The sequence below is a fragment of the Saliniferula longa genome (assembly GCF_050789285.1).
Classification (GTDB): Bacteria; Pseudomonadota; Alphaproteobacteria; order Rhodobacterales; family Rhodobacteraceae; genus CAVPWP01.
Genome location: NZ_JBOUVX010000001.1, coordinates 1157557 through 1182437 on the forward strand (window position 1 = coordinate 1157557; position 24881 = coordinate 1182437).

Genomic DNA, 24881 nt, shown 5'->3' on the forward strand with positions numbered 1-24881 from the left:
AGCGCGCCCCGCGCCGGAAGGCCAGAGCGAAACGACATCGCGCCCGATCCGCCACGCTGGACGAACCCTCGCGCCTCTGCTAAGGCCTTGCGGCATGACGACCCTGTGCATCATTCGCTGCTGCATTCTCCGCTGACAACAGTCACGCGGGCCGGTCCTCTTTTCCTCAAGACAAGATCACGCTAAGGCCCGCGGGCACCCGACCCGAAGGACGCCCCATGACCGAGATCAGGCTTTGGAACACCCGGACCCGGGCAAAGGACCCGCTCGAGCCCACGGTCATCCCCGGGCGCGTGTCGATCTATGTCTGCGGCCCCACGGTCTATGACCGGGCGCATCTGGGCAACGCCCGTCCGTCGGTGGTCTTCGACGTGCTGAACCGGCTTCTGCGCCACACCTATGGTGACGCGAACGTGACCTATGTGCGCAACATTACCGATGTCGAGGACAAGATCATCGACCGCGCCGCCGAACGCGGCATCGGCATCGACGAGCTGACCGCGACGACCGAGGCCTGGTATCATCAGGACATGGCCGCGCTTGGCGTTCTGCCGCCGGATGTCGAGCCGCATGCCACCGCCTTCATCCCGCAGATGATCGCGATGATCGAAACCCTTGTCGCGCAGGGCCATGCCTACGCGGCCGAGGGGCATGTGCTTTTCGCGGTGGGCAGCTATGCCGACTACGGCGCGCTGTCGGGCCGCTCGGTCGAGGACATGATCGCCGGCGCCCGGGTCGAGGTCGCGCCCTACAAGCGCGATCCGATGGACTTCGTGCTGTGGAAGCCTTCGGCCCCCGACCAGCCCGGCTGGGACAGCCCCTGGGGCCGCGGCCGCCCGGGCTGGCACATCGAATGCTCGGCCATGAGCCACGCGATCCTGGGCGACAGCTTCGATATCCACGGCGGCGGGATCGACCTTCAGTTCCCCCACCACGAGAACGAGATCGCCCAGTCGAAATGCGCCCACCCCGAAGGCGCCTTCGCCCGCATCTGGATGCACAACGAGATGCTTCAGGTCGAGGGCAAGAAGATGTCGAAGTCGCTGGGCAACTTCTTCACGGTGCGCGACCTGCTTGACCGGGGCGTCCCGGGCGAGGTGATCCGCTTCGTGTTCCTGTCGACGCATTATCGCAAGCCGATGGACTGGACGGAGAAGAAGAGGGGCGAGGCCGAAAAGCGCCTGACGGCGTGGTTTCGCAAGACGGATGGGGTCGAGGCAGCGAAGGTCGTGCCCGCTCGCGTTCTCGCGGCGCTCGCGGACGATCTGAACACACACCTTGCTCTGACCGAGATGAACTCGCTTTCGGCGCCTTACCTGAAGGCGGCTATGCGGCTGATCGGGCTGCCCGATGCCGAGGAAGTGGACTGGTTTCGATACGTTGAAAGCGGCGGCTTGGCGGTTGGCGTCAATTCGGAAGCGGCAACTAAGATCGACGAATTGCTCGCCCGCCGTAGCGAAGCCAAGAACAACCGTAACTTCGCCGAGGCTGACCGGATACGCGACGCGCTCTCGGAAGCTGGCGTCGTCATCAAGGATGTTCCTGGAGGATCAGTCTGGGAGTTTGGGATGTCAGTCGATCTGAACAAACTGGAAGCCCTGAAATGACCCGCGCGCGCCTCTATCTTTACGACACCACGCTGCGCGACGGGCAGCAGACGCAGGGCGTACAGTTCTCGACGCCGGAAAAGCAGGCCATCGCGCAGGCGCTCGACCGGCTGGGGGTCGATTACATCGAAGGCGGCTGGCCGGGAGCGAACCCCACCGACAACGACTTCTTCGCCGACGCCCCGAAGACCCGCGCCACCTTCACCGCCTTCGGCATGACCAAGCGTGCGGGCCGGTCGGCCGACAACGACGACGTGCTGGCCGCCGTCCTGAACGCCGCCACCCCGGCGGTCTGCCTGGTCGGCAAGACCCACGACTTCCACGTCGAGACGGCGCTTGGCATCACGCTTGAGGAAAACCTCGACAACATCGCCCGCAGCATCGAGCATTGCGTGAAGTTGGAGCGCGAAGCCATTTTCGACGCTGAACATTTCTTCGATGGCTACAAGGCCAACCCGGACTATGCCATCGCCTGTGCGACCGCCGCCTACGCGGCCGGCGCCCGCTGGGTGGTGCTGTGCGACACCAACGGCGGCACGCTGCCCGCGGACGTGGGCGCGATCACCCGGGCGGTGATCGACGCGGGCATCCCGGGCGACCGCGTCGGCATTCACACCCATGACGATACCGGCAACGCCGTCGCGGCCTCGCTGGCCGCCATCGACGCCGGCGCGCGGCAGGTGCAGGGCACGCTGAACGGCCTGGGCGAGCGCTGCGGGAACGCCAACCTGACCACGCTGATCCCGACGCTTCTGCTGAAGGAACCCTATGCAAGCCGTTACGAGACAGGGATAAATCCCGAGGCGCTGCAGGGACTGACGCGCACCTCGCGGATGCTTGACGACATCCTGAACCGTGTGCCGCTGCGCAGCGCGCCCTATGTCGGCGCCTCGGCCTTTGCGCACAAGGCCGGGCTGCACGCCAGCGCGATCCTGAAGGACCCCGCAACCTACGAACACATCGACCCCGCCGCCGTGGGCAACGCCCGCATCGTGCCGATGTCGAACCAGGCCGGACAGTCGAACCTGATCCGCCGCATGTCCGAGATGGGGATCGCGGTGGAAAAGGGCGATCCGGCGCTGGCCCGCATCCTTGACATCGTCAAGGCGCGCGAGGCCGAGGGCTATTCCTACGACACCGCGCAGGCCTCGTTCGAGTTGCTGGCGCGGCAGGAGCTTGGCGCCCTGCCGAACTACTTCGACGTGCGCCGCTACCGCGTCACCGTGGAACGCCAGCGCGACGACAAGGGGCGTCGGCTGACGCTGTCCGAGGCGGTCGTCGTCGTCGACATCGGCGGCGAGCGGAAGTTGTCGGTCAGCGAAAGCCATGACGAGGAAGGCTCGGACCGCGGCCCCGTGAACGCCCTGTCGAAGGCCTTGGCCAAGGACCTTGGACCCTATCAGTCGATCATCGACGACCTGCATCTGGTCGACTTCAAGGTGCGCATCACCCAGGGCGGCACCGAGGCCGTGACCCGCGTCATCATCGACAGCGAGGATTCGGCCGGCCGGCGCTGGTCGACAGTGGGCGTGTCGCCCAATATCGTCGACGCTTCGTTCGAGGCGCTTCTCGACGCCATCGTCTGGAAGCTTGTCCGCGACGGCGCCGTCGCGGCATGAGCCTGGACGCCTGCGCCGATCTCGTCCAGCGCGGCGACCCCGACCGTTTCGCCACCGTTCTGGCCGCGCCCGTCGGCCTGCGCGCGCGGCTGCTGCCGCTTTACGCCTTCAACGTCGAGGTGACGCGCGCGCCCTGGGTCACCGCCGAGGCGCCCATCGCCGAGATGCGCCTGCAATGGTGGCGCGACGCGCTGGAAGAAGTCGCCCAAGGCCGCCCGGTCCGCCGGCACGAGGTGACGACGCCGCTGGCCGGGGTGATCGACGCCGAGGCGGCGCGGACGCTGGACCGGCTGGTGGCCGCGCGCCGCTGGGACATCTACCGCGACCCGTTCGAGGACGCGGCGCATTTCGCCGAATATATCGACGCCACCGCCGCTGGCCTGATGTGGACGGCCGCGCGCCTGCTGGGCGCGGGCGACGAGGCCGCGGTGCGGGATCTGGGCTGGGCGCAGGGCCTGGCCGCCTTCCTGCGCGCTATCCCCGAGCTTGAATCGCGCGGTCGCCGCCCGCTGGTCGATGGCCGGCCCGAGGCCGTGGCCGCGCTTGCCGCCGAGGGTCTGCGGCGCTTGCGGGCAGGGGTGGCCGGGGGGGCGCGGGGGCCCGCGACCTGGCCGGCGTGGGAGGCCGCCGCCGTCCTTGCACTTGCCGCGCGCGACCCGGGGCGCGTGGCCGAAGGCGCCCTTGGCGTCAGCGAGCTGCGCCGCCGCGCGCTGCGGTTGCGGGCCGCGCTGACCGGGCGCGTGGCGGCCTAGCGACGGGCCGGGTCGCGGCGCTGCATCACCAGCCAGATCAGCGCGCCGCCGGCCAGGGCCAGGAACGGCGCCATCGCCATGTTCACCGCGCTCCAGCCGTCGGCGGAATTCCCGCCGGTGCAGTTCATCAGCCCGCCCGAGGCCAGCGACGCGACCGCGACGCCGCCGAAGACGATGGCGTCGTTCATGCCCTGCACGCGGCCGCGTTCCTGCGGGGCGTGCGACCGCGCCAGCATGGTCGTGGCCCCGATGAAGCCGAAGTTCCAGCCGATCCCGAGCAGGACAAGGGCGCCGAAGAAGTTCGCAAGCTCGACGCCGTTCAGCGCCACGCCGCCAGCGGCGGCCAGGATCACGAGGCCCGCCGCCACGATCCTTTCGGCCCCGAAGCGGGCGATCAGGTGGCCGGTGAAGAACGAAGGCGCGAACATCGCCAGCACATGCGCCGACACGATGTCGGACGCATTGCCGGTGGTGAAGCCGCAGCCCACCACCGCAAGCGGCGTCGAGGTCATCACCAGGTTCATCAGCGCGTACGAGACCATGCCGCAGATCACCGCGACCGCGATGACGGGATCCTTCAGAAGCTCTGTCTTGGTGCGTCCGCGCGGGTCGGCGGCGGTGGGTTTCGGCGGCTTCGGGATGTCGAGCAGGAAGAACAGCCCCATCCCGACGACGTTGATCGCCATGGCCGTCAGATAGGTGCCAAGGAACGGCACGACATGGGCGTCGACCGTGACCTTCACAAGCTGCGGTCCGATCAGCGCCGACAGAAGGCCGCCGGCCATGACATAGGAAATCGCCTTGGGCTTGAAGGCGTCCGTCGCAGTATCGGTCGCGGCGAAGCGATAGAAGCCCTGCGCGCTCATGTAGATGCCGGTCAGGTAGCTGCCCGCCAGAAGCAGGGCGAAGCTGCCCTGCCAGAGCCCGAAGGCCGCGATCGCCGATCCGACCAGCCCGCCGACCGACCCCAGCACGAACCCCGCGCGGCGGCCGTGGCGCTGCATCAGCCCCGACAGCCAGGGCGCCGTCGTCATCGACCCCACCACGATCAGCGAGATCGGGAGCGTGGCAAGGCAGGGATTGGGCGCAAGCTGCTGTCCGGCAAGCCCGCCGATCACGAAGATCATCGTGATCTGGCTGCCCAGGATCGCCTGCGCGGCGACCAGCACCGCCACGTTGCGCCAGGCGCGGCGGTCGCCTGTGCGGGGCGTCTCGGTCGGGCAGGCGGGTGATGTCGGGTCGTTCATGCCGTCAGGTAGACGCCCTTGCGCGGCAGGGGCAAGCACGAACCCATCCCTGCGACACCGGTGTCGCGCGGGCATTCGCAGCGCGTCCCTTGCGGCCGCCCGCGGACGCGCTATTTCTTTGCATGCCACCGTATTCAATTGAACGAAGTACGGGCAACGGGAGGGACGGGTGTCGCCGGTCGAACGTCGATGAGGCTTCTTCTTCTCGCCGGAACCTGGGAGGCGCGGCAGGTCGCCGCTGCGCTGACGCGCGAGTCGCGCGTGTTGGCCATCGCCTCGCTCGCCCGGGCCGAGCGTCGGCCCGAACCCTTCGGCATTCCCACCCGGATCGGCGGGTTCGGCGGCGACGCGGGCTTCGTCGACTGGCTTGGGCGTGAAGGCATCGACGCGATCATCGACGCCACCCATCCCTTCGCCGCGCGCATCAGCCACCGCACCGCGCGCATCGCCGCCGAACGCGGAGTGGACTACATCCAGTTCCTGCGCCCCGCCTGGCTGCCCGAGCCGGGCGACGACTGGACCTTCCTCAACACCGAGGCCGACGCCCCGCGCCACATCCCGGCCGGCGCGCGGGTCTTTCTGGCCACGGGGCGGCGATCGCTTCACGCCTTCGGGGCGCTGCGCGAGGCGACGCTTTTCTGCCGGCGCACGGACGGGGCGCGCGATCCGTTTCCCTTCGGCAACGGCATCTTCGTCTACGGCCGACCGCCGTTCTCGATCGACCACGAGATAACCACCTTCGGCCGACTTGCCATCGACTGGCTGGTCACCCGCAACTCGGGCGGCACGGCCAGCCGCGCCAAGCTGGAAGCGGCGCGCGAACTTGGGGTAAAGGTGGCGATGATCCGGCGGCCGCCACAACCGCCCGGGCCGAAGGTGGAAACCGTGGCGGAGGCGATGGCATGGGTGCGCAGACGGATCTGAGGGTCGGGCGCGTGATCCACAGCCCCGACTGCCTGGCCGAAGGGGCGCGCCATCTGGCGCGGGTCGAGCCGCGCTTCGGCCACGCGATCTCGGCCACGGGTCCCCTGCCGCTGCGCCTGCGCGCGGACGGGTACGAGGCGCTTCTTGACGCCATCGTCAGCCAGCAGGTCTCGGTCGCGGCGGCGGACGCGATTTGGGGCCGGCTCGATGCGGCGGGCCTTACCGCGCCGGGCGCGGTCCTTGCCGCCGACGACGAGGCGCTGCGCGCCTGTGGCCTGTCGCGGCAGAAGGCGCGCTATGCCCGCGCGCTGGCCGGGGCGGCGATCGACTATGCCGCGCTGCGCCGCCAGCCCACGGACGAGGTGATCGCGACCCTGATCGCCGTGCCGGGGATCGGGCGCTGGACGGCCGAGATCTATGCCATGTTCTCGCTCGGTCGGGCGGATGTCTTTGCGCCGGGCGATCTGGCGCTTCAGGAATCGGCGCGGCTGCTCTTCGCGCTTGATGCCCGCCCGCGCGAGGCCGTGCTGCGGCAGATGGCCGAACCCTGGGCACCCTGGCGGGCGGTTGCGGCGCGCCTTCTGTGGGCCTACTACCGGGTGGCGAAGGAACGCGAGGGGATCCGATGACGCGCACGCTGGCCGCCAAACGCCGTCCGCCGGCCTCGGGGACGACCCGCTCGGCGGTGATCTTCCTGCACGGCTATGGCGCGGACGGGGCCGATCTTCTGGGTCTGGCCGATCCCCTGGGCCCGCATATGCCCGACACCGCCTTTCACGCCCCCGACGCGCCCGAACGCTGCGTGGCAAGCCCCTTCGGCTATCAGTGGTTCCCGATCCCCTGGCTTGACGGGTCGTCCGAGACCGCGGCCGAGGCATCGATGGCGACCTCGCTTGACGATCTTCGCGCCTATGTCGCCGGCGTGCTGGACAGCGAAGGACTGACCGCGGACCGGCTGATCCTGTTCGGTTTCTCGCAAGGCTCCATGATGAGCCTGCATCTTGCCCCCCGCTGGCCCGCGCCCCTTGCCGGGGTGGTGGCCTTCTCGGGCCGGCTTCTGGCGCCCGACCGGCTGACGGCCGAGACCGTCTCGCGCCCGCCGGTGCTTCTGGTGCACGGCGACGCCGACGAGGTGGTGCCCTTCGTCTCGATGGCCGAGGCGGGGCGGGCGCTGACGGCGGCGGGGTTCGAAACCTACGCCCACCGCATGTCGGGCACCGGCCACGGCATCGCGCCGGACGGGCTCAGCGTGTCGCTGCGCTTCATGCTTGACCGGCTGGCCGCACCCGCGGACTGAGCGCGCCGCGCGGCCCTTTGCCCCGCTGTCACGCAACTGTGACGGACCCGCGCTACCCCTGCGACAAAACCCACTAGTCTCTGGGGCTTGCCAGACGTCAACCGCCAGATATAGTGGGTGCATCGGAGCTGGGGCAACGGCGGCCGTGGCCGCACAACACAGGGGTCCGGACGGTCATGGATGGTGATTTCCGAACGAGTTTCGTGCGCGACCCGTCAAGTCTGCGGCAGCATCCGGCCCTTGTCCTGAACGCAGATTACCGCCCGCTCAGCTACTACCCGCTGTCGCTCTGGCCCTGGCAGGAGGCCGTGAAGGCGGCCTGGCTGGACCGGGTCGACATCGTGGCCGAATACGACGAGGTCGTGCGCAGCCCCTCGACCGTGATCCGAATACCGTCGGTCGTGGTGCTGAAGGACTATGTCAAACCGCAAAAGCGCGTGGCCTTCACGCGCTTCAATCTTTTTCTCAGGGACGAATTCTGCTGCCAGTACTGCGGCGCGAAGGGCGATCTGACCTTCGACCACGTCGTGCCCCGCGCACGGGGCGGCGTGACAAGCTGGGAAAACGTCGTCGCGGCCTGCGCCCGCTGCAACCTGCGCAAGGGGTCGAAAAGCCTGTCGCAGGCCGGCATGTCGCTGCGGCGCGCCCCGCGCCGTCCGGGGGCTGAAGAACTGCGCGACCGTGGCCGCAAGTTCCCGCCGAACCACCTGCACGAAACCTGGCTCGATTTCCTTTACTGGGACGCGGAACTCGAGGCCTGACACCGCCGGCCGGTCGGGGCGTCGCTGCGTTGCAGAAACGTCGCGTCGGGACAAGGCGGCTTTCTGATCGCGGCCAGCTTCGCTAGACTTCGCGCCGCAGCACCGCTATAGCGCGGGCAAGGATGCTGTTAGCGCTAACGAACCGGAGCTCCCATGGTCTCGCGCGTCATTCCCGTCGACCCGTTCGACCTTGTCATCTTCGGCGGCACGGGCGACCTTGCCCAGAAGAAGATCCTGCCCGGCCTCTATCGCCGCTTCGCCGATGGACAGATGCCGGCCGAGGCGCGCATCATCGGCGCCGCGCGGTCCGACCTGACCTCGGACAGCTATCGCGCCATGGTGCGCGACGCCGTGTCCGAGGCGATTCCCGAAGGTCGGCGCAACGGCGACACGCTGACCGCGTTCCTTGGCCGGATCGAGTATGTCACGATCGACGCCACCGGCACCGCGGGCTGGACCGAGCTTGCCGCGATGGTCCGCCCCGACGTCGTCCGCGCCTTCTATTTCTCGGTCGCGCCAAGCCTTTTCGGCGATCTGGCCAAGCGGCTGAACGATCACCGCATCGCCTCGCGCCACTGCCGCATCGTCGTCGAAAAGCCCTTCGGGCGCGATCTGGCCTCGGCGCGCGACCTCAATGCGACGCTCGCCCGCCACTTCTCGGAAGAACAGATCTACCGGATCGACCACTATCTCGGGAAGGAGACGGTGCAGAACCTGATGGCGGTGCGCTTCGCCAACGTCCTGTTCGAACCGCTGTGGAACGCGCAATACGTCGACCACGTCCAGATCACGGTGGCCGAGACGGTGGGCGTCGGGGGCAGGGGGGCCTATTACGACAAGTCGGGCGCCATGCGGGACATGGTGCAGAACCACCTGATGCAGCTTCTGTGCCTGATCGCGATGGAGCCGCCCAGCCGATTCGACCCTGACGCCGTGCGCGACGAGAAGCTCAAGGTGATCCGCGCCCTCGACCCGGTCGAGCCGAAGGACATCGTGCGCGGGCAGTACCTGGCGAACGACACGCTCTCGGGCTATCGGGACGAGGCCGAAAGCCCCGACAGCCGCACCGAAAGCTTCATCGCGCTGAAGTGCGGGATCTCGAACTGGCGGTGGGCGGGCACGCCCTTCTACCTCCGCACCGGCAAGCGTCTGAAGGCGCGCGCCTCGGAAATCGCGGTGGTGTTCAAGGACGCCCCGCACGCGATCTTCGGCCAGTCGGCCGGCACCCACCGCAACATCCTGTCGATCCGGCTTCAGCCGAACGAGGGCATCACCCTTGGCGTGACGATCAAGGAACCCGGCCCCGGCGGCATGCGCCTTCTCGACGTGCCGCTCGACATGTCCTTCGCCGACGCGCTTGGCCCCGAGGCCAGCGAGGTGCCCGACGCCTACGAGCGGCTGATCATGGACGTGATCCGGGGCAACCAGACGCTGTTCATGCGCGGCGACGAGGTCGAGGCCGCCTGGGCCTGGACCGACCCACTGATCGAGGGCTGGACCGAGCGCGGCGATGCCCCCGCGCCCTACGAGATCGGCTCGACCGGGCCGGAAGAGGCCGCGATCCTAATGCACCGCGCCGGGCGCAAGTGGCGGGAGATCCGGCCATGAGGTTTGTCGAGTATCCCGACCGCGACATGATGATGATCGACGTCGCGAACGTGCTCGCGGGCGAAATCAACGCGACCCTGATGCACGAGGACCGCTGCACCCTGGCCGTGCCGGGCGGCACGACGCCAGGGCCCGTGTTCCAGTCGCTCTGCGCGGCCAAGCTCGACTGGAGCAGAGTCGACGTGCTTCTGACCGACGAACGCTGGGTCGACGAGGGGGACCCGCGCTCGAACGCGCGGCTTCTGCGCCAGACGCTGCTGACCAACCGGGCGGCGGCGGCGCGGTTCCACCCCTTCTACCGCGCGGGCCAGTCGCCCGACGAGGCCGCGCCGGACCTCGGGGACATGGTCACGCGGCTGCTGCCGGTGTCGGTCCTGCTTCTGGGCATGGGGGCGGACATGCACACGGCCTCGCTTTTCCCGGGCGCCGACGGGCTTGGGGCCGCGCTGGCGTCCGACGCGCCGCCGGTGCTGCCGATCACCGCCCCTGGCAGCGGCGAGGCGCGGGTGACGCTGACCGCGCCGGTCCTGGACGGGGCGATGTCGACGCATGTCCTGGTGACCGGCGCCGAGAAGCACGCCGCGCTCGAGCGCGCCGCGCAACTGACGCCGGCCGAGGCGCCGATCCGCTCCGTCTGGGGCAGGGCGACGGTTCACTGGGCGGCTTGACGCAGGACAGCGCAGAAGGACAACGACGATGACGCTCGACTGGCAGACCCTTTCGGCCCGCGCCGCCGCCGCGAAATCCCGCCGGATCCTCGATCTTTTCGACGGGACCGACCGCGCCCGCGACTTCTCGGTCGAGGCGGGCGGCTTGCTCTTCGACTATTCGAAGACGCACATGACCCCGGACGACCGCGACCTGCTGCTTGGGATGTATCGCGCCGCCGGCGTCGAGGCGCGGCGCGAGGCGATGTTCGAGGGCCGCAAGATCAACGACACCGAAGACCGCGCGGTGCTGCACACGGCGCTGCGCAACCTCGACGGCGGGCCGGTCCTGGTCGATGGCCAGGACGTCATGCCCGGCGTTCTCGCCACGCTCGACCGGATGGGCCGCTTCGCCGAGGACGTGCGCGCGGGCCGCTTCCGGGGCAGGGGCGGGGCGATCACCGACGTGGTCAACATCGGCATCGGCGGCTCCGACCTTGGCCCGGCGATGGCCACGCTGGCGCTTGCGCCCTATCACGACGGGCCGCGCTGCCACTTCGTCTCGAACATCGACGGCGCGCATGTGGCCGACATCCTGCGCCCGCTCGACCCCGCGCGGACGCTGGTCATCGTGGCCTCGAAGACCTTCACCACGATCGAGACCATGACCAACGCGGCCACGGCCAAGGCCTGGATGAGCGAGGCGGTCGCCCGCCCCGCCGACCAGTTCGCGGCCCTTTCGACCGCGGCCGAGCGCACCGAAGCCTTCGGCATCCACCCCGACCGCGTCTTCGGTTTCGAGGACTGGGTCGGCGGCCGCTATTCGATGTGGGGCCCGATCGGGCTGTCGCTGATGATCGCCATTGGCCGCGACGCCTTCCATGCCTTTCTGCGCGGCGGACAGGAGATGGACCGCCACTTCCGCGCCGCCGCGCCGCGGGACAGCCTGCCTGTGATGCTGGCGCTGAGCGGGCTCTGGCACAACCAGGGGATGGGCCTGCCCACCCGCGCCGTCCTGCCCTACGAACAGCGCCTTGCCCGGCTGCCGGCCTATCTTCAGCAACTCGAGATGGAATCGAACGGCAAGCAGACCACGATGGAGGGTGGGCAGGTGCCTGCGGCCTCGGTCCCGGTGGTCTGGGGCGAACCCGGCACCAATGGCCAGCACGCATTCTACCAGATGATCCACCAGGGCACGCAGGTCGTGCCGTGCGAGTTCCTTCTGGGCGCCGAGGGCCACGAGCCCGAGCTTGCCCACCATCACCAGCTTCTGGTGGCCAACTGCCTTGCCCAGTCGCAGGCGCTGATGACCGGCCGCAGCCTCGCCCAGGCCGAGGCGCTGATGGCGAAGGCGGGCTTCACCGGGGACGACCTGCGCCGCCAGGCCGCGCACCGGGTCTTTCCCGGCAACCGCCCGTCCGTGACGCTGGTCTACCCGAAGCTCACCCCCTTCGTCCTGGGCCAGATCATCGCCCTTTACGAACACCGCACCTTCGTCGAGGGGGCGATGCTGGGCATCAATTCCTTCGACCAGTGGGGGGTCGAACTGGGCAAGGAACTGGCGAAATCGCTTGAACCCGTGGTCGCGGGCGAGGCGCCGGGCGAAGGGCTCGACCCCTCGACGCAGGCCCTTGTCGCCACCGTCCACCGCTTCGCCGACGCGGGCTGATCCCCGCGCGCGGCCAGCGCGGCTCCATCGACCTGCAAATATCCTCGGGGGAGCGCGAGGGGGCGGACAGCCCCCTCGCCCTAGCGTTCGTCCCGGGCGCCGTCCCGCGTGACAAGCACCGCACGCTCGGCGTCCGTCAGCGGCAGGCTGCGCGCACCCGCGGGATCGGTCCGGACGATGACCGCGCTCCCGCTGGTGCAAAGCCGCCCCCCGCTCCAGACCGCATAGGCCTTGCGGAAGCTCGTCCGCCCGACACTCTCGCAGCGGGCCGTCACGATGTAATCGTCGTTGAGAAAGAGCGGCGCGTGATAGTCGCAGCTCAGGCTGCGGACCACGAAGGTCGGGTCCTCGGGCCGGTACTGCGTGATCCCGCGGTCGACGAACCACAGAACCCGCAGCGTCTCGAACCAGCGCAGGTAGGTGGTGTTGTTGACATGGTTCAGGGCGTCAAGCTCGTAAAAGCGCACGCGGTCCGCATGGCCGAAGCTCCAGGGCTCGGGAATGCCGGCGGCGCGCAGGCGTTCACCGGACAGAGGGGTGAGATAGTCGGTCATGGCGTCAGGATACTGGAGCGGGTGAAGGGAATCGAACCCTCGTCGTAAGCTTGGGAAGCTTCTGCTCTACCATTGAGCTACACCCGCCCGTCTGCCCCAGGACTTACGGCGCGCGGCGGGGCTCGTCAAGGACGGCCGCAGGCGGTGCCGTCAGCCGTCCAGCAGACACAGCGCCTCGCGGCGGCCGATGCAGGGCAGGCAGCTGCGGCCGGCGTCGGGGTGCGCGAGGTCGGGGAATATCTCGGCCAGTTCGGCAAGCGACGCCGCGTCGTAGGAGGCCAACGCCACTTCGCCCAGAAGCAGCGACTCGGTCGACAGACCGTTGGCCCAGACAAGGTCATGATCCTGAAGGCAGAAGTGCACGTAACGCACGCCATCTTCGGGCGCGGGCGGGTGCAGCACCTGCGCGTCGTCGACAAGGTGCACGGCATGGGCAAGCACCGCCGGCGCGCCGAACAGAAGCTCGGCCCGCCAGCCCGTCAGCGCGATGCGGTGCTGGGGCGAAACCCTCAGGTCGCGGTAGGGCGCGCCTGGGCCGAAGGCGTCCTTGCGGATGGTGACGGGGCGCAGGTGGGGCGCGGCCCGCAGCTCGGCGCCGCTCAGCCGGCGCTCGCCGATCCAGCGGATGGGCGCGGGCCAGCCTTCGCCCGTCAGCACCAGATCGCCGACCATCAATTCTTCGACCGGAACCTCGCCGCGCGCCGTGCGGATCAGCGTGCCGGCCACGAAGCAGGGGACGACACCGGGCGGAAGCGACACCGTGACGTTCAGCGTGTCGCTGTTTCCTCCGCCGCCTCCGGCGCGCACGGCGCCGATGACAAGCTGCAGCGACGTGCCCGCGGGAATGTTCACGCCCGGCGTCAGGACGACAGACAGGCGCGCTGACAGGGGGCCGGTCTCGGAGATCGTGACGGTATAGTCCGCAGGCGTCAGCACGCCGTCAGAGATGACCTGCACCGACCACGTCACGTTCAGCCGGTTGACGATGTAGTTGGCGGTCAGTTCGGCATCGCCTGGCGAGATCGCAAGGGTCTCCGGCCCGATGATCGTCAGCCGCCCTCCGCCTGGTCCTGTACCCATGTCATCCTCGGTGGCAACGCCCGGACCGAGTTTAGCCGTGCTTGCTGCAATGGCAATGAAGCTGACGCCTCATTGCCATCGGTCGCGGACAATCGGGGCCTTCAGTCCGGACGGTCAGTCGCGTCGACGCCGCCGCGCGCGCCCTTCGCCGCCGCCGGTGTTGAAGGCGACATCGGGCAGGGTGGCCACCGCGCGAAGGTGCGGGAAATCCGCCGTCGCGTGCGGAATGGCGTTGGCGGCCACGAAATGCTCCTGAAAGCGCGGTTCGATGGCGGTCTCGATCTTGATGATCTTCGCCACGTCCGCCTCGATCCGGGCGCGCGCGGTCACGTCGCAGAGCGCGATGCGCGCCCCGGTGCCGGCGGCGTTCCCCGCCGATGTGACCTTGTCGAGCGGCGCGTCGGGGATCATGCCCAGGACCATGGCGTGCTTGGGGCTGATATGCGCGCCGAAGGCGCCGGCCAGCACGACGCGGTCGACGGTGTCGGTGCCGATCTCGTCCATCAGCAGGCGCGCGCCGGCGTAAAGCGCCGACTTGGCAAGCTGGATCGCGCGGATGTCGCCCTGCGTGACAAGGATCAGCGGCCCGCCGTCGGCGCGGCCATCGTGCAGCATGTACGAGAAGGTGCGCCCGTCGGGGAGGCAGCGCGCGGTCCCCGTCTGCTCGGGGTTGCCGATCAGGCCCGAAGGATCGAGAAGGCCGGCCATCCGCATCTCGGCCACCGCCTCGATGATGCCCGAGCCGCAGATGCCGGTGATCCCGGTCGTCGCGGTCGCCTCGGCAAAGCCGGGGTCGTCCGACCACAGATCGCTGCCGATGACGCGGAAGCGCGGCTCTTTCGTCGCGGGGTCGATTTCGACCCGCTCGATCGCGCCCGGGGCGGCGCGCTGGCCGGACGAGATCTGGGCCCCTTCGAAGGCGGGGCCGGTGGGAGACGAACAGGCCAGAACCCGGTCGCGGTTGCCCAGCAGGATCTCGGCGTTGGTGCCCACGTCGACGACAAGGACCAGATCGTCCGAGGTCTGCGGCGATTCCGACAGCGCCACCGCCGCGGCGTCGGCCCCCACATGACCCGCGATGCAGGGCAGGATATAGGCGCGCGCGGCCGGGTTCACGCCGGCGATGCCCATCTCGGCCAGCGACAGGTCAAGCGCCGAGGACGTGGCCAGCGCGAAGGGCGCCTGGCCAAGCTCGACCGGGTCGATCCCCAGCAGCAGGTGGTGCATGACCGGGTTGCAGACGAAGACCGCCTCGACGATCTGGCGCGCCTCGATCCCGGCTTCGGTCGCCAGTTCCTGGGCCAGCCGGCCGATCGCCTCGCGCACGACGGCCGTCATCTCGGCGTCGCCGCCGGGGTTCATCATGGCATAGCTCACCCGGCTCATCAGGTCCTCGCCGAAGCGGATCTGCGGGTTCATGACCCCGGCCGAGGCGGCGACCGATCCGTTGCGCAGGTCGGTCAGATGTGCGGCGATGGTGGTCGACCCAAGGTCGATCGCCAGGCCGTAAAGGCGCCCCTCCCAGAACCCGGGCCAAAGGTCGAGGATGCGGTGCCCGTCGTCGTGGTTGCCCTTGTGAAGCGCCACCGTCGCCGCCCAGCCGCCCTTGCGCAGGGCCGGCTGCAGACGCGCAAGCACCGGCAGCGGCGCGGTCACGTCCCCGATCGCCCATTCGCGCGCCAGCGCCGCCTTCAGGCGCTCGAAGTCGCCGGTGGGTTCGTGCATGTCGGGCTCGGCCACCTCGACATAGTACAGCCGGGTGGCGGGGTTCATCTCGATCACCCGGTCGGACGCCGACTTGCGGATGACCTGCTTGTGCACCTGGCTTTCGGGCGGCACGTCGATGACGATGTTGCCCTGGACGGTGGCCTGGCACCCCAGACGGCGTCCGGCGGCCAGCCCGCGCTTCTGCCTGTAGCGTTCTTCGACCGCGTTCCAGTCCGACAGCGCGCCCTCGGCCACGGTGACGCCGTGCTTGGGGAAATCGCCATAGGACGGCGTGATCTGGCATTTCGAGCAGATGCCCCGCCCGCCGCAGACCGAATCGAGGTCGACGCCAAGCTGGCGCGCGGCGGTCAGCACGGGCGTGCCCAGGGCGAAGCGGCCGCGCTTGCCCGAAGGCGTGAAGATCACGAGTGCATCGGCGGTCATCGACGGGTCTCCCGGGGCAGGGTGATGCAGGAATGCCACCGCGCCGGCCGGACCCCGCCATCGGCGGGTCCCCGCCTAACGGGTCGCGCGGCCGCCGTGATATCGACCCTCGCACAAAACGTCATCCGATTCCCTGCATTCGCTGCCATGCCATTCGATCCCTACGTTCCCGCAACTGCCCTGGCCTATGTCCTGCTCCAGGTGCCGGCGCTTCTGTGGCTGACCGGCGCCTGGGCGCGCGCCGCGATGGTCCCCGCGGTGGCGATGGCCGGGGCGCTTCTGGTCTTCATCCTGGGGATGATGACCCCGCTTCCCCTGACGATCCTGCCCCTTGCGCTTGGCCTTCCGCTGGGCGTCCTCTACCTCGCGGCGCTCTGGCTCGCGCGGATGGCGCTGTCGCTTCGGCGAAGCGCCTGAGGCGTCACGCCCGCCGCCGCCGCCGCCCGCTGCCGCCCGCCGCCGCCGCGGCGGCGCTGGCCTCGGCGAAGGGCACGCCCGCCTCGACCTGTTCGAGGATGCGCGAAAAACGGATCCACTCGCCGCCGTTCGGGTCGTGGTTCATCAGGAAGTTCGCCGCGCGGATCGCCTCCATCTCGACGGGGCGGACGGGGTTCATGATCGCGCTGGTCATGCCGGCGCCGATCGCCATCGGGAGGAAGGCCGCGTTGACGCCGTGGCGGTGCGGCAGTCCGAACGAGATGTTCGAGGCCCCGCAGGTGGTGTTGACGCCCAGTTCCTCGCGCAGGCGGCGGACAAGGGCGAAGACCTGCTGCCCGGCCGTCGCCATCGCGCCCACCGGCATCACCAGGGGGTCGACCACGATGTCATGGGCCGGGATGCCATGGTCGGCGGCGCGCTGCACGATCTTCCGGGCCACCTCGAAACGGACGTCGGGATCCTCGGAAATCCCGGTCTCGTCGTTCGAGATCGCGACCACCGGCAGCTTGTACTTGGCGACCAGCGGCAGGATCGCCTCCATCTTTTCGTCCTCGCCGGTCGTCGAGTTGATCAGCGGCCGCCCTTCGACCACCTCGAGCGCGGCCTCGATCGCGCCGGTCACCGACGAGTCGATGCACAGCGGCACGTCGGTGATCGCCTGCACCCGCCGGACAAGCTCGCGCATCAGAGGCGGCTCGACGAAGTTGTTGTCGGCATAGCGCGGGTCTTCGGCCATCTTGTTCTTGAAGACCGCGCCCGAGTTCACGTCGAGCACCATCGCCCCGCAGGCCACCTGTTCCAGCGCGTCCTTCTCGACGGTCGAGAAATCGCCGGCCTCAAGCTCGGCATTCAGCTTCGAGCGGCCCGAGGGGTTGATGCGCTCGCCGATGACGCAGAAGGGCTCGTCGAAGCCGATGACGACGGTCTTGGTCTTCGATTCGATCACGGTGCGGGTCATGCGGGCACTCCTTTGAGGCGGTCGAGCAGGGGCGCGAGCGCGGGGTCGGTGAAATCGGTGATGGTCGCCCGGGCGCCCAGCGCCAGCAGGTCGGCCGCGGTCAGGGTCGAGGTGACGCCCACCGTCGCGATCCCGGCGGCCACCGCGGCGGCCAGCCCCGAGGGGCTGTCCTCGAAGGCAAGCGCCTCCGCGGCGGCGACGCCCAGCGCGTCGAGGGCGGCAAGATAGGGGTCGGGGAAGGGCTTGCCGCGCGGGCAGGCCTCGCCGCTGACCACGACCTCGAAATGATGGCGAAGGCCGATGGCCGACAGCATCGCGTCGGCGTTCTCGGGCGGCGCGTTGGTCACAACGGCCAGCGCCCAGCCTTCGTCCCGCGCCCGCTCGAGCATGGCCGCGACACCGGGCATGGCGGGGTAGGGGCGGGGCAGGCGGCGGCGGAACCGGGCCTCCTTCTCGACCGACAATCCGCGCGGGTCGGGATGGTCGGGGATCATTTCCGCGAAGTAGTCGGCGTTGAGGCGGCCGTGGATATGGGCGCGGTAATGGGCCTCGTCCACGGCGATGCCGAAGGGCGACATCAGATCGGCGAAGACCGCGCAATGGATCCGGTCGGTGTCCAGCATGGTGCCGTCGAGGTCGAGCAGGAGCGCGGGCAAGGGCTGTCCTTCTAGGCGCTGTCGCGCTCGGCGGGCACGCGGCCCTGTTCGGTGGCCCAGGTCGCGGTCGCGCCGATCCCGCCCAGCGGGAAAAGGTGCAACTGCGCGATCGGGAAATCGGGATCGGCGGCCTTCATCGCCTGAAGCTCGGCCACAAGCTCGGTCGGCTCGTAGGGCATGACCAGCTTGGTCACGTCCATGGCCCGCTTCTGCAGCACCCGCAGCGAGGGGCCGACACCGCAGGCGATGGCGAACTTCAGAAGCGTCTGAAGCTTCGCGGGCCCCGCGATGCCCAGATGGATCGGCAGGGCGATGCCTTCGGCGCGCAGCCGCTTGCCCCAGGCCACGACCGGCGCGGCCTCGAAGGCGAATTGCGTGACGATCGCCATCTCGGCGTCGGTGCGCTCGGCGAAGGCCTGTTTCCAGCGCAGCGCCTCCATCACCGAGCGGTCGCCGCCGTCGGCGTCGATGTCGCGGTTGCCCTCGGGGTGGCCCGCGACGTGCAGCCGGGTGAAGCCCGCGCGGTCGAACAGGCCGGACTCCAGAAGCTGCATCGAGGATTCGAAGTCGCCCACCGGGTTGGCGACGCCGCCGGCCAGCACCAGCGCCTCGCGCACGTCGGCCTCGCCCTGGTAGCGCGCGATCCAGTCGGCCAGCATCGTGGCGTCGGCGATGATGCGGGCGGGAAAGTGCGGCATCACGGCGAAGCCGTCGCGCGAAAGCCGCGCGGCGGTCGCCACCATCTCGTCGATGGGCGTTCCGTCGATATGGGCGATGTAGACGCGGGTGCCCTGCGGCAGGAGTGCGCGGAAATCCTCGACCTTGGCGGCGGTGCGGGGCATCACCTCGATCGAGTGACCCGCAAGCATGGCGGCAAGTGCGCCGGTCGACGGCCCGGCCGGGGCGGTGTCCTTGCGGCGGAAATTCAACAGCGCCATCAGCGCCTCCCTTGCTGTGCGAGCCCTCAGGCCCATCCGTCCTGCGCGATCAGCGCCTTCAGCCGATCGGCGTCGTATTCGGCATCAAGCCGTGCCGCCGCCTCGCGCGCCACCGTCTCGGGATCTCCCGCCACCTCGACCGGATCGCCCTTGCGCCATTCGGCCAGATAGGCGTCCGTGCCGATCGCGCCCGCCTTCATCGCCGCCCGGTCGATCGCTTGCTCGAAGCGCTCGGGCAGAGGGGCCTTCACCCCCCGCCGGCCCTTGCCGACGATGACTTGTGCGGGGATGTCCCGCCAGTAGACGATGGTGAGATCGGGCATGGTCGCGTCCTTTTCCCTGACCCTCTTTACGCGTCCGCGCCGCAGCAACCCGGCGCGTTTTCGACATTCGGCACGCCGCGCGCGACGCCCGCTTCCGCGGCTCTGTCCCCGCAGACAGGTTCTAGGGGGCGACGGGGCCGCCCGCCACCGGGCACGAGGCGAAAAATCCTCATGATCGTTATGAATCGGTCCGGTGACACAAGGCTTGATCGAAGGGGGCGCCGTACATACTGTCAGGGGTAACTTGAATTGGAGGGCGACATGCCGCCCGAGCGTCCCGATGGTGCGGGCGCGTTCCCGATCCCGGTCGAGCCGACCGCGCCAGTCCCGCCTGATCCGGCCGAGCTTTACGCCGCGCTGGATCTGGGCACGAACAGTTGCCGGATGCTGATCGCCCAGCCCAAGGGCAATCAGTTCCATGTCGTGGACAGTTTCTCGAAATCCGTGCGCCTTGGCGCCGGATTGGAAACGTCGGGCCGGCTGTCGCGCGGGTCGATGATCCGCGCCGTCCAGGCCCTCAAGATCTGCCAGAAGAAGCTGGAAAAGCACGACGTCAAGCGCATGCGCCTGGTCGCGACCGAGGCCTGCCGCCGCGCCGTGAACGCGCGGGATTTCATCGCCCAGGCCCGGCGCGAGACCGGCCTCGATGTCGAGATCATCGAGCCCGAGGAAGAGGCGCGGCTGGCCGTCATCTCCTGCGCGCCGCTTGTCTCGACCCGGACCGAGCAGCTTCTGGTCGTCGACATCGGCGGCGGCTCGACCGAACTTGTGTGGATCGACCTCAGCCGCGTGCCGCGTCACGACCGGCCGCGCGCGATCATGCGGCTGCACGCGGGCTTCAAGCCGGTCGACGGGTCGCCCTTCCCGGCGGCGCGGGTGGTCGACTGGATCTCGGTGCCGCTCGGCGTCGCGACGCTGCGCGAGCAGTTCGACGACGTGCGCGACGACGCCGCGCGTTTCGCGCTGATGAGCTGGTTCTTCGAGGAAAATCTTGCCGATTTCTCGCCCTATGCCGCGGAACAGACGCGCGAAGGGTTCCAGATCATCGGCACCTCGGGCACCGTGACCACCGTGGCCGCCAGCCACCTTGGCCTGCGCCGATATGACCGCAACAAGGTCGACGGGCTGCGGATGACGTCGGACCAGATCGACAAGGTGATCCGGGAATACCTCACCATGGGTCCCGAGGGCCGCCGCAGCGACCCGCGCATCGGCCGTGACCGGCACACGCTGATCATGTCGGGCGCCGCCATCCTGCAGGCGCTTTTGCGCATATGGCCGACCGACCGGCTGTCGGTCGCCGACCGCGGCCTGCGCGAGGGGCTGCTTTATGCGCAGATGTCGGCCGACGGCGTGCTTGACGGCGGACCCTACTAGGGGCAGGGACGCGCCATGGCGAAGAAACCCGATCCGACAGGCGGCAAGAGCGGGCGCGGTCAGCGCGACCTGCGCGTGAAGGTCAAGACCGCGCGCGGCCGCAAGCTGTCGTCCACGCTCTGGCTCGAACGGCAGCTCAACGACCCCTACGTGCGCCGCGCGCGGGCCGAGGGCTATCGCGGGCGCGCGGCGTTCAAGATCCTCGAGCTTGACGACAAGTATGGCTTCCTCACGCCGGGTGCGCGGGTGGTCGATCTTGGCTGCGCGCCGGGGGGCTGGTGCCAGGTCGCTGTGGCGCGGGTGAACGCGCTTGGCGAACGCGCGGGCAAACCCGTCGGCAAGGTGCTGGGCGTCGACCTGCAGGAGGTCGAGCCCATCGCCGGGGCCGAGATCCACCAGCTCGACTTCATGGCCGACGGCGCGGATCAGCAGGTCAAGGACTGGCTCGGCGGTGGGGCCGACGTGGTGATGTCGGACATGGCCGCGGCCTCGTCGGGGCACAAGGCCACCGACCATCTGCGCATCGTGGCGCTGTGCGAGGCGGCCGCGGCCCTGGCCTTCGACGTGCTCGAACCCGGCGGCACCTTCGTCGCCAAGGTCCTTCAGGGCGGGGCCGAGGGTCAGCTTCAGGCCGAACTCAAGCGCCGGTTCGAGAAGGTCGTGAACGTCAAGCCGCCGGCGTCGCGTTCGGACAGCTCCGAAAAATTCGTGGTCGCCACTGGCTTTCGCGGCTAGCCCCGGGGCTCATGCGGCGCGCCGCCAAGGCGCCCCAGCACATAGACCCGGATCGCCGACGCCAGCCCGCGCCCTTCGCGCGCCGCATCGATTTCGGCCGCAAGGTCATTGATCGGCCGGCCCTCTCGGGCCGCGATCCCGCGGAACGCCGCCCAGAACTCGGGTTCCAGCGACACCGAGGTGCGGTGCCCCTTCAGCGTCAGCGAATGCTTCTCGGGCCGCCCGCTTGCGCTCACGCCCCGTCATCCTCGTCGATGCGCTGTCGGCGGTGCGCCTCGAGCCGCTCGGTCTCGCGCAGGGCGCGCGCCTCGTCGGCCTCGCGTTCGGCGCGCGTCCGCCCGTGCTTGGCGGCATTTGCCCCGGCCCGGGTCCGGGCCTGGGCCTTCGCGCGCGCCTTGCGCGCCTGGTTGAGGTTGATGACCTTGCCCGCCATCGCCGCGTTATCCCCTGGGGCCGATCATGTCCTCGGGCCGCACCACCCGGTCGAAGGTCTCTTCGTCGACGAACCCAAGGCGGATCGCCTCCTGCTTCAGCGTGGTCCCGTTTCGGTGCGCGGTCTTGGCGACCTTGGTGGCGTTGTCATAGCCGATGGTGGGCGCAAGCGCCGTCACCAGCATCAGCGATTCCTTCATCAGCCGGTCGATCCGCTCGACGTTGGCCGTGGTGCCCACCACCATGTTGTCGGTGAAGCTGCCCGCCGCGTCGCCCAGAAGCTGCATCGACTGCAGCACGTTGTAGGACATCATCGGGTTGTAGACGTTCAGCTCGAAATGCCCCTGACTGCCGGCAAAGCCCACCGCGGCGTCGTTGCCCATGACATGGGCGCAGACCATGGTCAGCGCCTCGGCCTGGGTCGGGTTCACCTTGCCCGGCATGATCGAGGACCCGGGTTCGTTCTCGGGCAGGATCAGTTCGCCCAGCCCCGAACGCGGGCCCGACCCCAGAAGCCGCATGTCGTTGGCGATCTTGAACAAGCTCGCCGCCACCGTCTTCAAGGCGCCCGAGAACATCACCATGGCGTCATGGGCGGCCAGCGCCTCGAACTTGTTCGGCGCGGTGACGAAGGGCAGGCCGGTGATCGACGCGATCTCGGCGGCCACGCGCGCATCGAACCCCTTGCGGGTGTTGAGCCCGGTGCCAACCGCCGTGCCGCCCTGCGCCAGTTCGTAGATGTCGGGCAGGCAGGCCTCGACGCGCTCGATCCCCTTGGCGACCTGATGGGCGTAGCCGCCGAATTCCTGGCCCAGCGTCAGCGGCGTCGCGTCCTGCGTATGGGTGCGGCCGATCTTGATGATGTCGCGGAACTCCTCGGACTTGGCGGCCAGCGCGGCCTGCAGCTTGCGCAGCCCCGGCAGCAGCGTGTCGCGCGCCATCATCCCGATCGCGACATGCATCGCGGTGGGGAAGGTGTCGTTCGACGACTGCCCCATGTTGACGTGGTCGTTCGGATGCACCGGCGTCTTCGAGCCCATGACCCCGCCCAGCATCTCAATCGCGCGGTTCGAGATCACCTCGTTGGCGTTCATGTTCGACTGCGTGCCCGACCCGGTCTGCCAGACCACCAGCGGGAAGTTGTCGTCGAACCGGCCCTCGATCACCTCGGTCGCGGCGGCCTCGATCGCGCGCGCAAGGTCCTCGGCGAGGTCCCCCTGGGCAAGGTTCACGCGCGCGCAGGCCTTCTTGATGACGCCCAGCGCGCGGATGATCGCGACGGGCTGGCGTTCCCAGCCGATGGGGAAGTTCATGATCGACCGCTGGGTCTGCGCGCCCCAGTACTTGTCGGCGGGCACTTCGAGGGGGCCGAAGCTGTCGGTCTCGGTGCGGGTCGTCGTCATCGCTGTCCTCCGTAACGCGCCGACAGCTATAGGCAGCGGTCCCGGCCCGTGCAATCGCCCGGTGCTTCCGTTTGCGCAAACAGCGCCCGTTTCCTCTGCCCGGGGGTCTTCTTGGCGGAAATATCCTCGGGGGGTGCGGGGGGCAGACAGCCCCCCGCCCGCGCCCTTCGTCTCAGGTCAGGCGGCGGGCATAGGCGTTGCGGAACTGCGGATGCGAGGTCATCAGCAGGCTCAGCGCGGTCTTCATCGTGTTGAAGCTGTCGCCATAGAAATAGAACACGGCCCGGTCGCCCAGGTCCTCGGAGCCCTGATAGATCGCCTCGGCGCCCAGCGCGTCGGTGCAGACTTCCAGCAGGTCCAGCGCGTCGTCCTCGCAGGCGATCCCGTCGCGGCGGTCAAGGTAAAGACCCAGCCCCTCGGTCCGTCCGAAAAGATGCCGCACCCCGGTGTCGCTGAACTCGATGACCGACCCCAGCGGCGCGTCAAGCTCTTCCAGCAGTCCGCCGATGGTCCTGAGCGCGCGGGGATGCAGCGTCACGAGGGCGAAGAAGATGTCGACGCCTTCGACCTCGCCGTCCTTGCCGCGGCGCACTCCGGTGCCGGTCACCTGCCCCAGTCCCAGCGCCCGGATCTGCCGGTCCAGCGGGCGCGCGAAGACCATGTCGGCGTTCGACCGGCCGATCTTCACCGGCAGCGAGGCCTCGGCCAGATGGGTCGGGCCGCGGAACATCCTGGGCTTGAGCGCGCGCAGCAGCATGGAACGATTCGACCCTGGCAAGTTGACGTTCCGTCTACAAAGCAGGGGTTTGTGGCGATTTGGCGGCGCAATCGCCGTAAGCGGCGGGTTTCGTCGCCGCGCAAGGAGGGCGTCCCGCCGGGCTACCGAGTGACGCAAGGGAATGCGCGGGTTCCCGGCCTGGCGCCATGCAAAAGTCTCAATTGATGTGTTTTACGCAGGCGCGAAGTGGATGCATTAACGAGGAATCACAGTATGCACAGAATTCTCACGGCCCTGGCGTTCGCGGTTGCGGTCCTCTCGGCGACGGACGTCGCGGGGGCGCCGGTCCTTTCGGCCGGGCTGAACCCCGAGTTCAGCGGCGATGCCGCGGTCCGCTACCGGTCGTTCGGCAACACCGGCGGCAACGAAACCTATCTTGGCAAGGGCGACCTCGGCCAGCCGGGCAACCGGGTCGAACAGGGCTACACCTGGACCGACGGCGCCTTCGATTTCGCCTTCACGATCGACCTCGCCAACAACCGGCTCACGTCGAAACTGCCGGGCGCGTCGCTTCTGACCTACGGCTACACCGCTGACCCGATCATCAACGCGTTCAAGATCTCGTCGATAGACCGCGCCGCGCAGGGCGAGCTCTGGATCACCAATCTCATCGTCAACGGCACCTCGCTGGGCGCCGTGACCTCGGCGGCGAGCGAGGGGGTCCTCGACTTCACGGTCACCGGCGTGGCGGTGAGCACCCTCTACACGATCACCGGCAAGATCCACCGGACGGGCTTCTTCGGTTCCAGCCAGGAAGGCAGCCGGATCGACATCGTCGCGGGCTACGTCCCGCCGCCGGCCATTCCTCTTCCGGCGGCGGCCTGGATGCTTCTTGCCGGTCTGGCGGGGCTCGCCGCCGTGGCGCGCCGAGGCAAGGACGCCTGAACCAGGCGGTCCTTCGGGAACCGTCAGCGGGCGCCCCCGGGC

General features: G+C 69.1%; 26 protein-coding genes and 1 tRNA gene. 14 read left to right on the top strand and 13 right to left on the bottom strand.

Going from position 1 to position 24881, the window contains the following annotated elements:
• The first annotated feature begins 218 nt into the window (after positions 1–218).
• Genes cysS through ACRDNQ_RS05425 form a run of 3 tightly spaced genes read left to right on the top strand, consistent with a single transcriptional unit; the run spans position 219 to position 3978 of the window.
• Entirely contained in the window at positions 219–1607 is a 1389-nt protein-coding gene (gene cysS / locus ACRDNQ_RS05415; RefSeq protein WP_431827608.1) for a cysteine--tRNA ligase, read from the top strand.
• The gene (gene cimA / locus ACRDNQ_RS05420; protein ID WP_431827609.1) at positions 1604–3226 is read left to right on the top strand and encodes a citramalate synthase; all 1623 of its coding nucleotides are present in this window, start codon (positions 1604–1606) and stop codon (positions 3224–3226) included. The genes cysS and cimA overlap by 4 nt, the downstream gene beginning before the upstream one ends.
• Complete coding sequence (locus ACRDNQ_RS05425) at positions 3223–3978, top strand: squalene/phytoene synthase family protein (protein WP_431827610.1); 756 nt, start codon at positions 3223–3225, stop codon at positions 3976–3978. Before cimA ends, ACRDNQ_RS05425 begins: the two co-directional genes overlap by 4 nt.
• On the opposite strand, the gene ACRDNQ_RS05430 is transcribed toward ACRDNQ_RS05425, so the two are convergent.
• The gene (locus ACRDNQ_RS05430) at positions 3975–5225 is read right to left on the bottom strand and encodes an MFS transporter (RefSeq protein WP_431827611.1); all 1251 of its coding nucleotides are present in this window, start codon (positions 5223–5225) and stop codon (positions 3975–3977) included. The genes ACRDNQ_RS05425 and ACRDNQ_RS05430 overlap by 4 nt on opposite strands.
• A 189-nt stretch (positions 5226–5414) precedes the next feature.
• Between ACRDNQ_RS05430 and ACRDNQ_RS05435 the strand changes: the two genes are divergently transcribed.
• The 7 genes from ACRDNQ_RS05435 to pgi all read left to right on the top strand — a co-directional run bounded on the left by ACRDNQ_RS05435 (position 5415) and on the right by pgi (position 12131).
• Positions 5415–6149: a cobalt-precorrin-6A reductase gene (locus ACRDNQ_RS05435; RefSeq protein WP_431827612.1), complete on the top strand. Its 735-nt coding sequence runs from the start codon at positions 5415–5417 to the stop codon at positions 6147–6149.
• Positions 6128–6778: a DNA-3-methyladenine glycosylase family protein gene (locus ACRDNQ_RS05440; protein ID WP_431827613.1), complete on the top strand. Its 651-nt coding sequence runs from the start codon at positions 6128–6130 to the stop codon at positions 6776–6778. Before ACRDNQ_RS05435 ends, ACRDNQ_RS05440 begins: the two co-directional genes overlap by 22 nt.
• Positions 6775–7446, top strand: a complete 672-nt coding sequence (locus tag ACRDNQ_RS05445) for an alpha/beta hydrolase (protein WP_431827614.1) — start codon at positions 6775–6777, stop codon at positions 7444–7446. Before ACRDNQ_RS05440 ends, ACRDNQ_RS05445 begins: the two co-directional genes overlap by 4 nt.
• A gap of 176 nt (positions 7447–7622) precedes the next feature.
• Positions 7623–8207: an HNH endonuclease gene (locus ACRDNQ_RS05450; protein ID WP_431827615.1), complete on the top strand. Its 585-nt coding sequence runs from the start codon at positions 7623–7625 to the stop codon at positions 8205–8207.
• Between the two features lie 153 nt (positions 8208–8360).
• Positions 8361–9815 (top strand): glucose-6-phosphate dehydrogenase, encoded by a 1455-nt coding sequence (gene zwf / locus ACRDNQ_RS05455; protein ID WP_431827616.1) that lies wholly within the window; start codon positions 8361–8363, stop codon positions 9813–9815.
• Complete coding sequence (gene pgl / locus ACRDNQ_RS05460) at positions 9812–10483, top strand: 6-phosphogluconolactonase (RefSeq protein ID WP_431827617.1); 672 nt, start codon at positions 9812–9814, stop codon at positions 10481–10483. The genes zwf and pgl overlap by 4 nt, the downstream gene beginning before the upstream one ends.
• A 28-nt stretch (positions 10484–10511) precedes the next feature.
• Complete coding sequence (gene pgi, locus ACRDNQ_RS05465; protein ID WP_431827618.1) at positions 10512–12131, top strand: glucose-6-phosphate isomerase; 1620 nt, start codon at positions 10512–10514, stop codon at positions 12129–12131.
• 80 nt (positions 12132–12211) lie between these two features.
• On the opposite strand, the gene ACRDNQ_RS05470 is transcribed toward pgi, so the two are convergent.
• The 4 genes from ACRDNQ_RS05470 to ACRDNQ_RS05485 form a co-directional block, all read right to left on the bottom strand.
• Positions 12212–12685, bottom strand: coding sequence for an acyl-CoA thioesterase (locus ACRDNQ_RS05470; RefSeq protein ID WP_431827619.1), 474 nt, complete (start codon positions 12683–12685; stop codon positions 12212–12214).
• A gap of 13 nt (positions 12686–12698) precedes the next feature.
• Positions 12699–12772, bottom strand: a tRNA-Gly gene (locus ACRDNQ_RS05475).
• Between the two features lie 63 nt (positions 12773–12835).
• On the bottom strand, positions 12836–13765 hold the full coding sequence (locus tag ACRDNQ_RS05480) for a Hint domain-containing protein (protein ID WP_431827620.1): 930 nt from the start codon (positions 13763–13765) through the stop codon (positions 12836–12838).
• A 114-nt stretch (positions 13766–13879) separates the two neighbouring features.
• Complete coding sequence (locus ACRDNQ_RS05485; RefSeq protein WP_431827621.1) at positions 13880–15916, bottom strand: ASKHA domain-containing protein; 2037 nt, start codon at positions 15914–15916, stop codon at positions 13880–13882.
• 147 nt (positions 15917–16063) lie between these two features.
• Between ACRDNQ_RS05485 and ACRDNQ_RS05490 the strand changes: the two genes are divergently transcribed.
• Positions 16064–16333, top strand: coding sequence for a hypothetical protein (locus tag ACRDNQ_RS05490; protein ID WP_431827622.1), 270 nt, complete (start codon positions 16064–16066; stop codon positions 16331–16333).
• A 4-nt stretch (positions 16334–16337) separates the two neighbouring features.
• Here the strand turns inward: ACRDNQ_RS05490 and ACRDNQ_RS05495 are convergent, their stop codons facing one another.
• Genes ACRDNQ_RS05495 through ACRDNQ_RS05510 form a run of 4 tightly spaced genes read right to left on the bottom strand, consistent with a single transcriptional unit; the run spans position 16338 to position 19229 of the window.
• Positions 16338–17312, bottom strand: coding sequence for a methyltetrahydrofolate cobalamin methyltransferase (locus ACRDNQ_RS05495; protein ID WP_431827623.1), 975 nt, complete (start codon positions 17310–17312; stop codon positions 16338–16340).
• Entirely contained in the window at positions 17309–17968 is a 660-nt protein-coding gene (locus ACRDNQ_RS05500; protein ID WP_431827624.1) for an HAD family hydrolase, read from the bottom strand. Before ACRDNQ_RS05500 ends, ACRDNQ_RS05495 begins: the two co-directional genes overlap by 4 nt.
• A gap of 11 nt (positions 17969–17979) precedes the next feature.
• On the bottom strand, positions 17980–18906 hold the full coding sequence (locus tag ACRDNQ_RS05505; RefSeq protein WP_431827625.1) for a methylenetetrahydrofolate reductase: 927 nt from the start codon (positions 18904–18906) through the stop codon (positions 17980–17982).
• A gap of 26 nt (positions 18907–18932) precedes the next feature.
• Positions 18933–19229 carry a virulence factor gene (locus ACRDNQ_RS05510; protein ID WP_431827626.1) on the bottom strand — a complete coding sequence of 99 codons (297 nt, stop codon included), beginning with the start codon at positions 19227–19229 and terminating at the stop codon, positions 18933–18935.
• 261 nt (positions 19230–19490) lie between these two features.
• Between ACRDNQ_RS05510 and ACRDNQ_RS05515 the strand changes: the two genes are divergently transcribed.
• Together ACRDNQ_RS05515 and ACRDNQ_RS05520 are read left to right on the top strand one after the other, a co-directional pair.
• Positions 19491–20606, top strand: a complete 1116-nt coding sequence (locus ACRDNQ_RS05515; protein WP_431827627.1) for a Ppx/GppA phosphatase family protein — start codon at positions 19491–19493, stop codon at positions 20604–20606.
• Between the two features lie 15 nt (positions 20607–20621).
• Positions 20622–21341 carry an RlmE family RNA methyltransferase gene (locus tag ACRDNQ_RS05520; RefSeq protein ID WP_431827628.1) on the top strand — a complete coding sequence of 240 codons (720 nt, stop codon included), beginning with the start codon at positions 20622–20624 and terminating at the stop codon, positions 21339–21341.
• On the opposite strand, the gene ACRDNQ_RS05525 is transcribed toward ACRDNQ_RS05520, so the two are convergent.
• The 4 genes from ACRDNQ_RS05525 to ACRDNQ_RS05540 all read right to left on the bottom strand — a co-directional run bounded on the left by ACRDNQ_RS05525 (position 21338) and on the right by ACRDNQ_RS05540 (position 23933).
• Complete coding sequence (locus tag ACRDNQ_RS05525; protein ID WP_431827629.1) at positions 21338–21577, bottom strand: ribbon-helix-helix domain-containing protein; 240 nt, start codon at positions 21575–21577, stop codon at positions 21338–21340. The genes ACRDNQ_RS05520 and ACRDNQ_RS05525 overlap by 4 nt on opposite strands.
• Entirely contained in the window at positions 21574–21774 is a 201-nt protein-coding gene (locus tag ACRDNQ_RS05530; protein ID WP_431827630.1) for a DUF4169 family protein, read from the bottom strand. The genes ACRDNQ_RS05525 and ACRDNQ_RS05530 overlap by 4 nt, the downstream gene beginning before the upstream one ends.
• Positions 21775–21781: 7 nt before the next feature.
• Positions 21782–23176, bottom strand: a complete 1395-nt coding sequence (fumC, locus tag ACRDNQ_RS05535; RefSeq protein ID WP_431827631.1) for a class II fumarate hydratase — start codon at positions 23174–23176, stop codon at positions 21782–21784.
• Positions 23177–23348: 172 nt separating this feature from the next.
• Entirely contained in the window at positions 23349–23933 is a 585-nt protein-coding gene (locus tag ACRDNQ_RS05540) for a hypothetical protein (protein WP_431827632.1), read from the bottom strand.
• 234 nt (positions 23934–24167) lie between these two features.
• On the opposite strand from ACRDNQ_RS05540, the gene ACRDNQ_RS05545 reads away from it, so the two are divergent.
• Complete coding sequence (locus ACRDNQ_RS05545; RefSeq protein ID WP_431827633.1) at positions 24168–24839, top strand: VPLPA-CTERM sorting domain-containing protein; 672 nt, start codon at positions 24168–24170, stop codon at positions 24837–24839.
• Positions 24840–24881 lie beyond the last annotated feature (42 nt).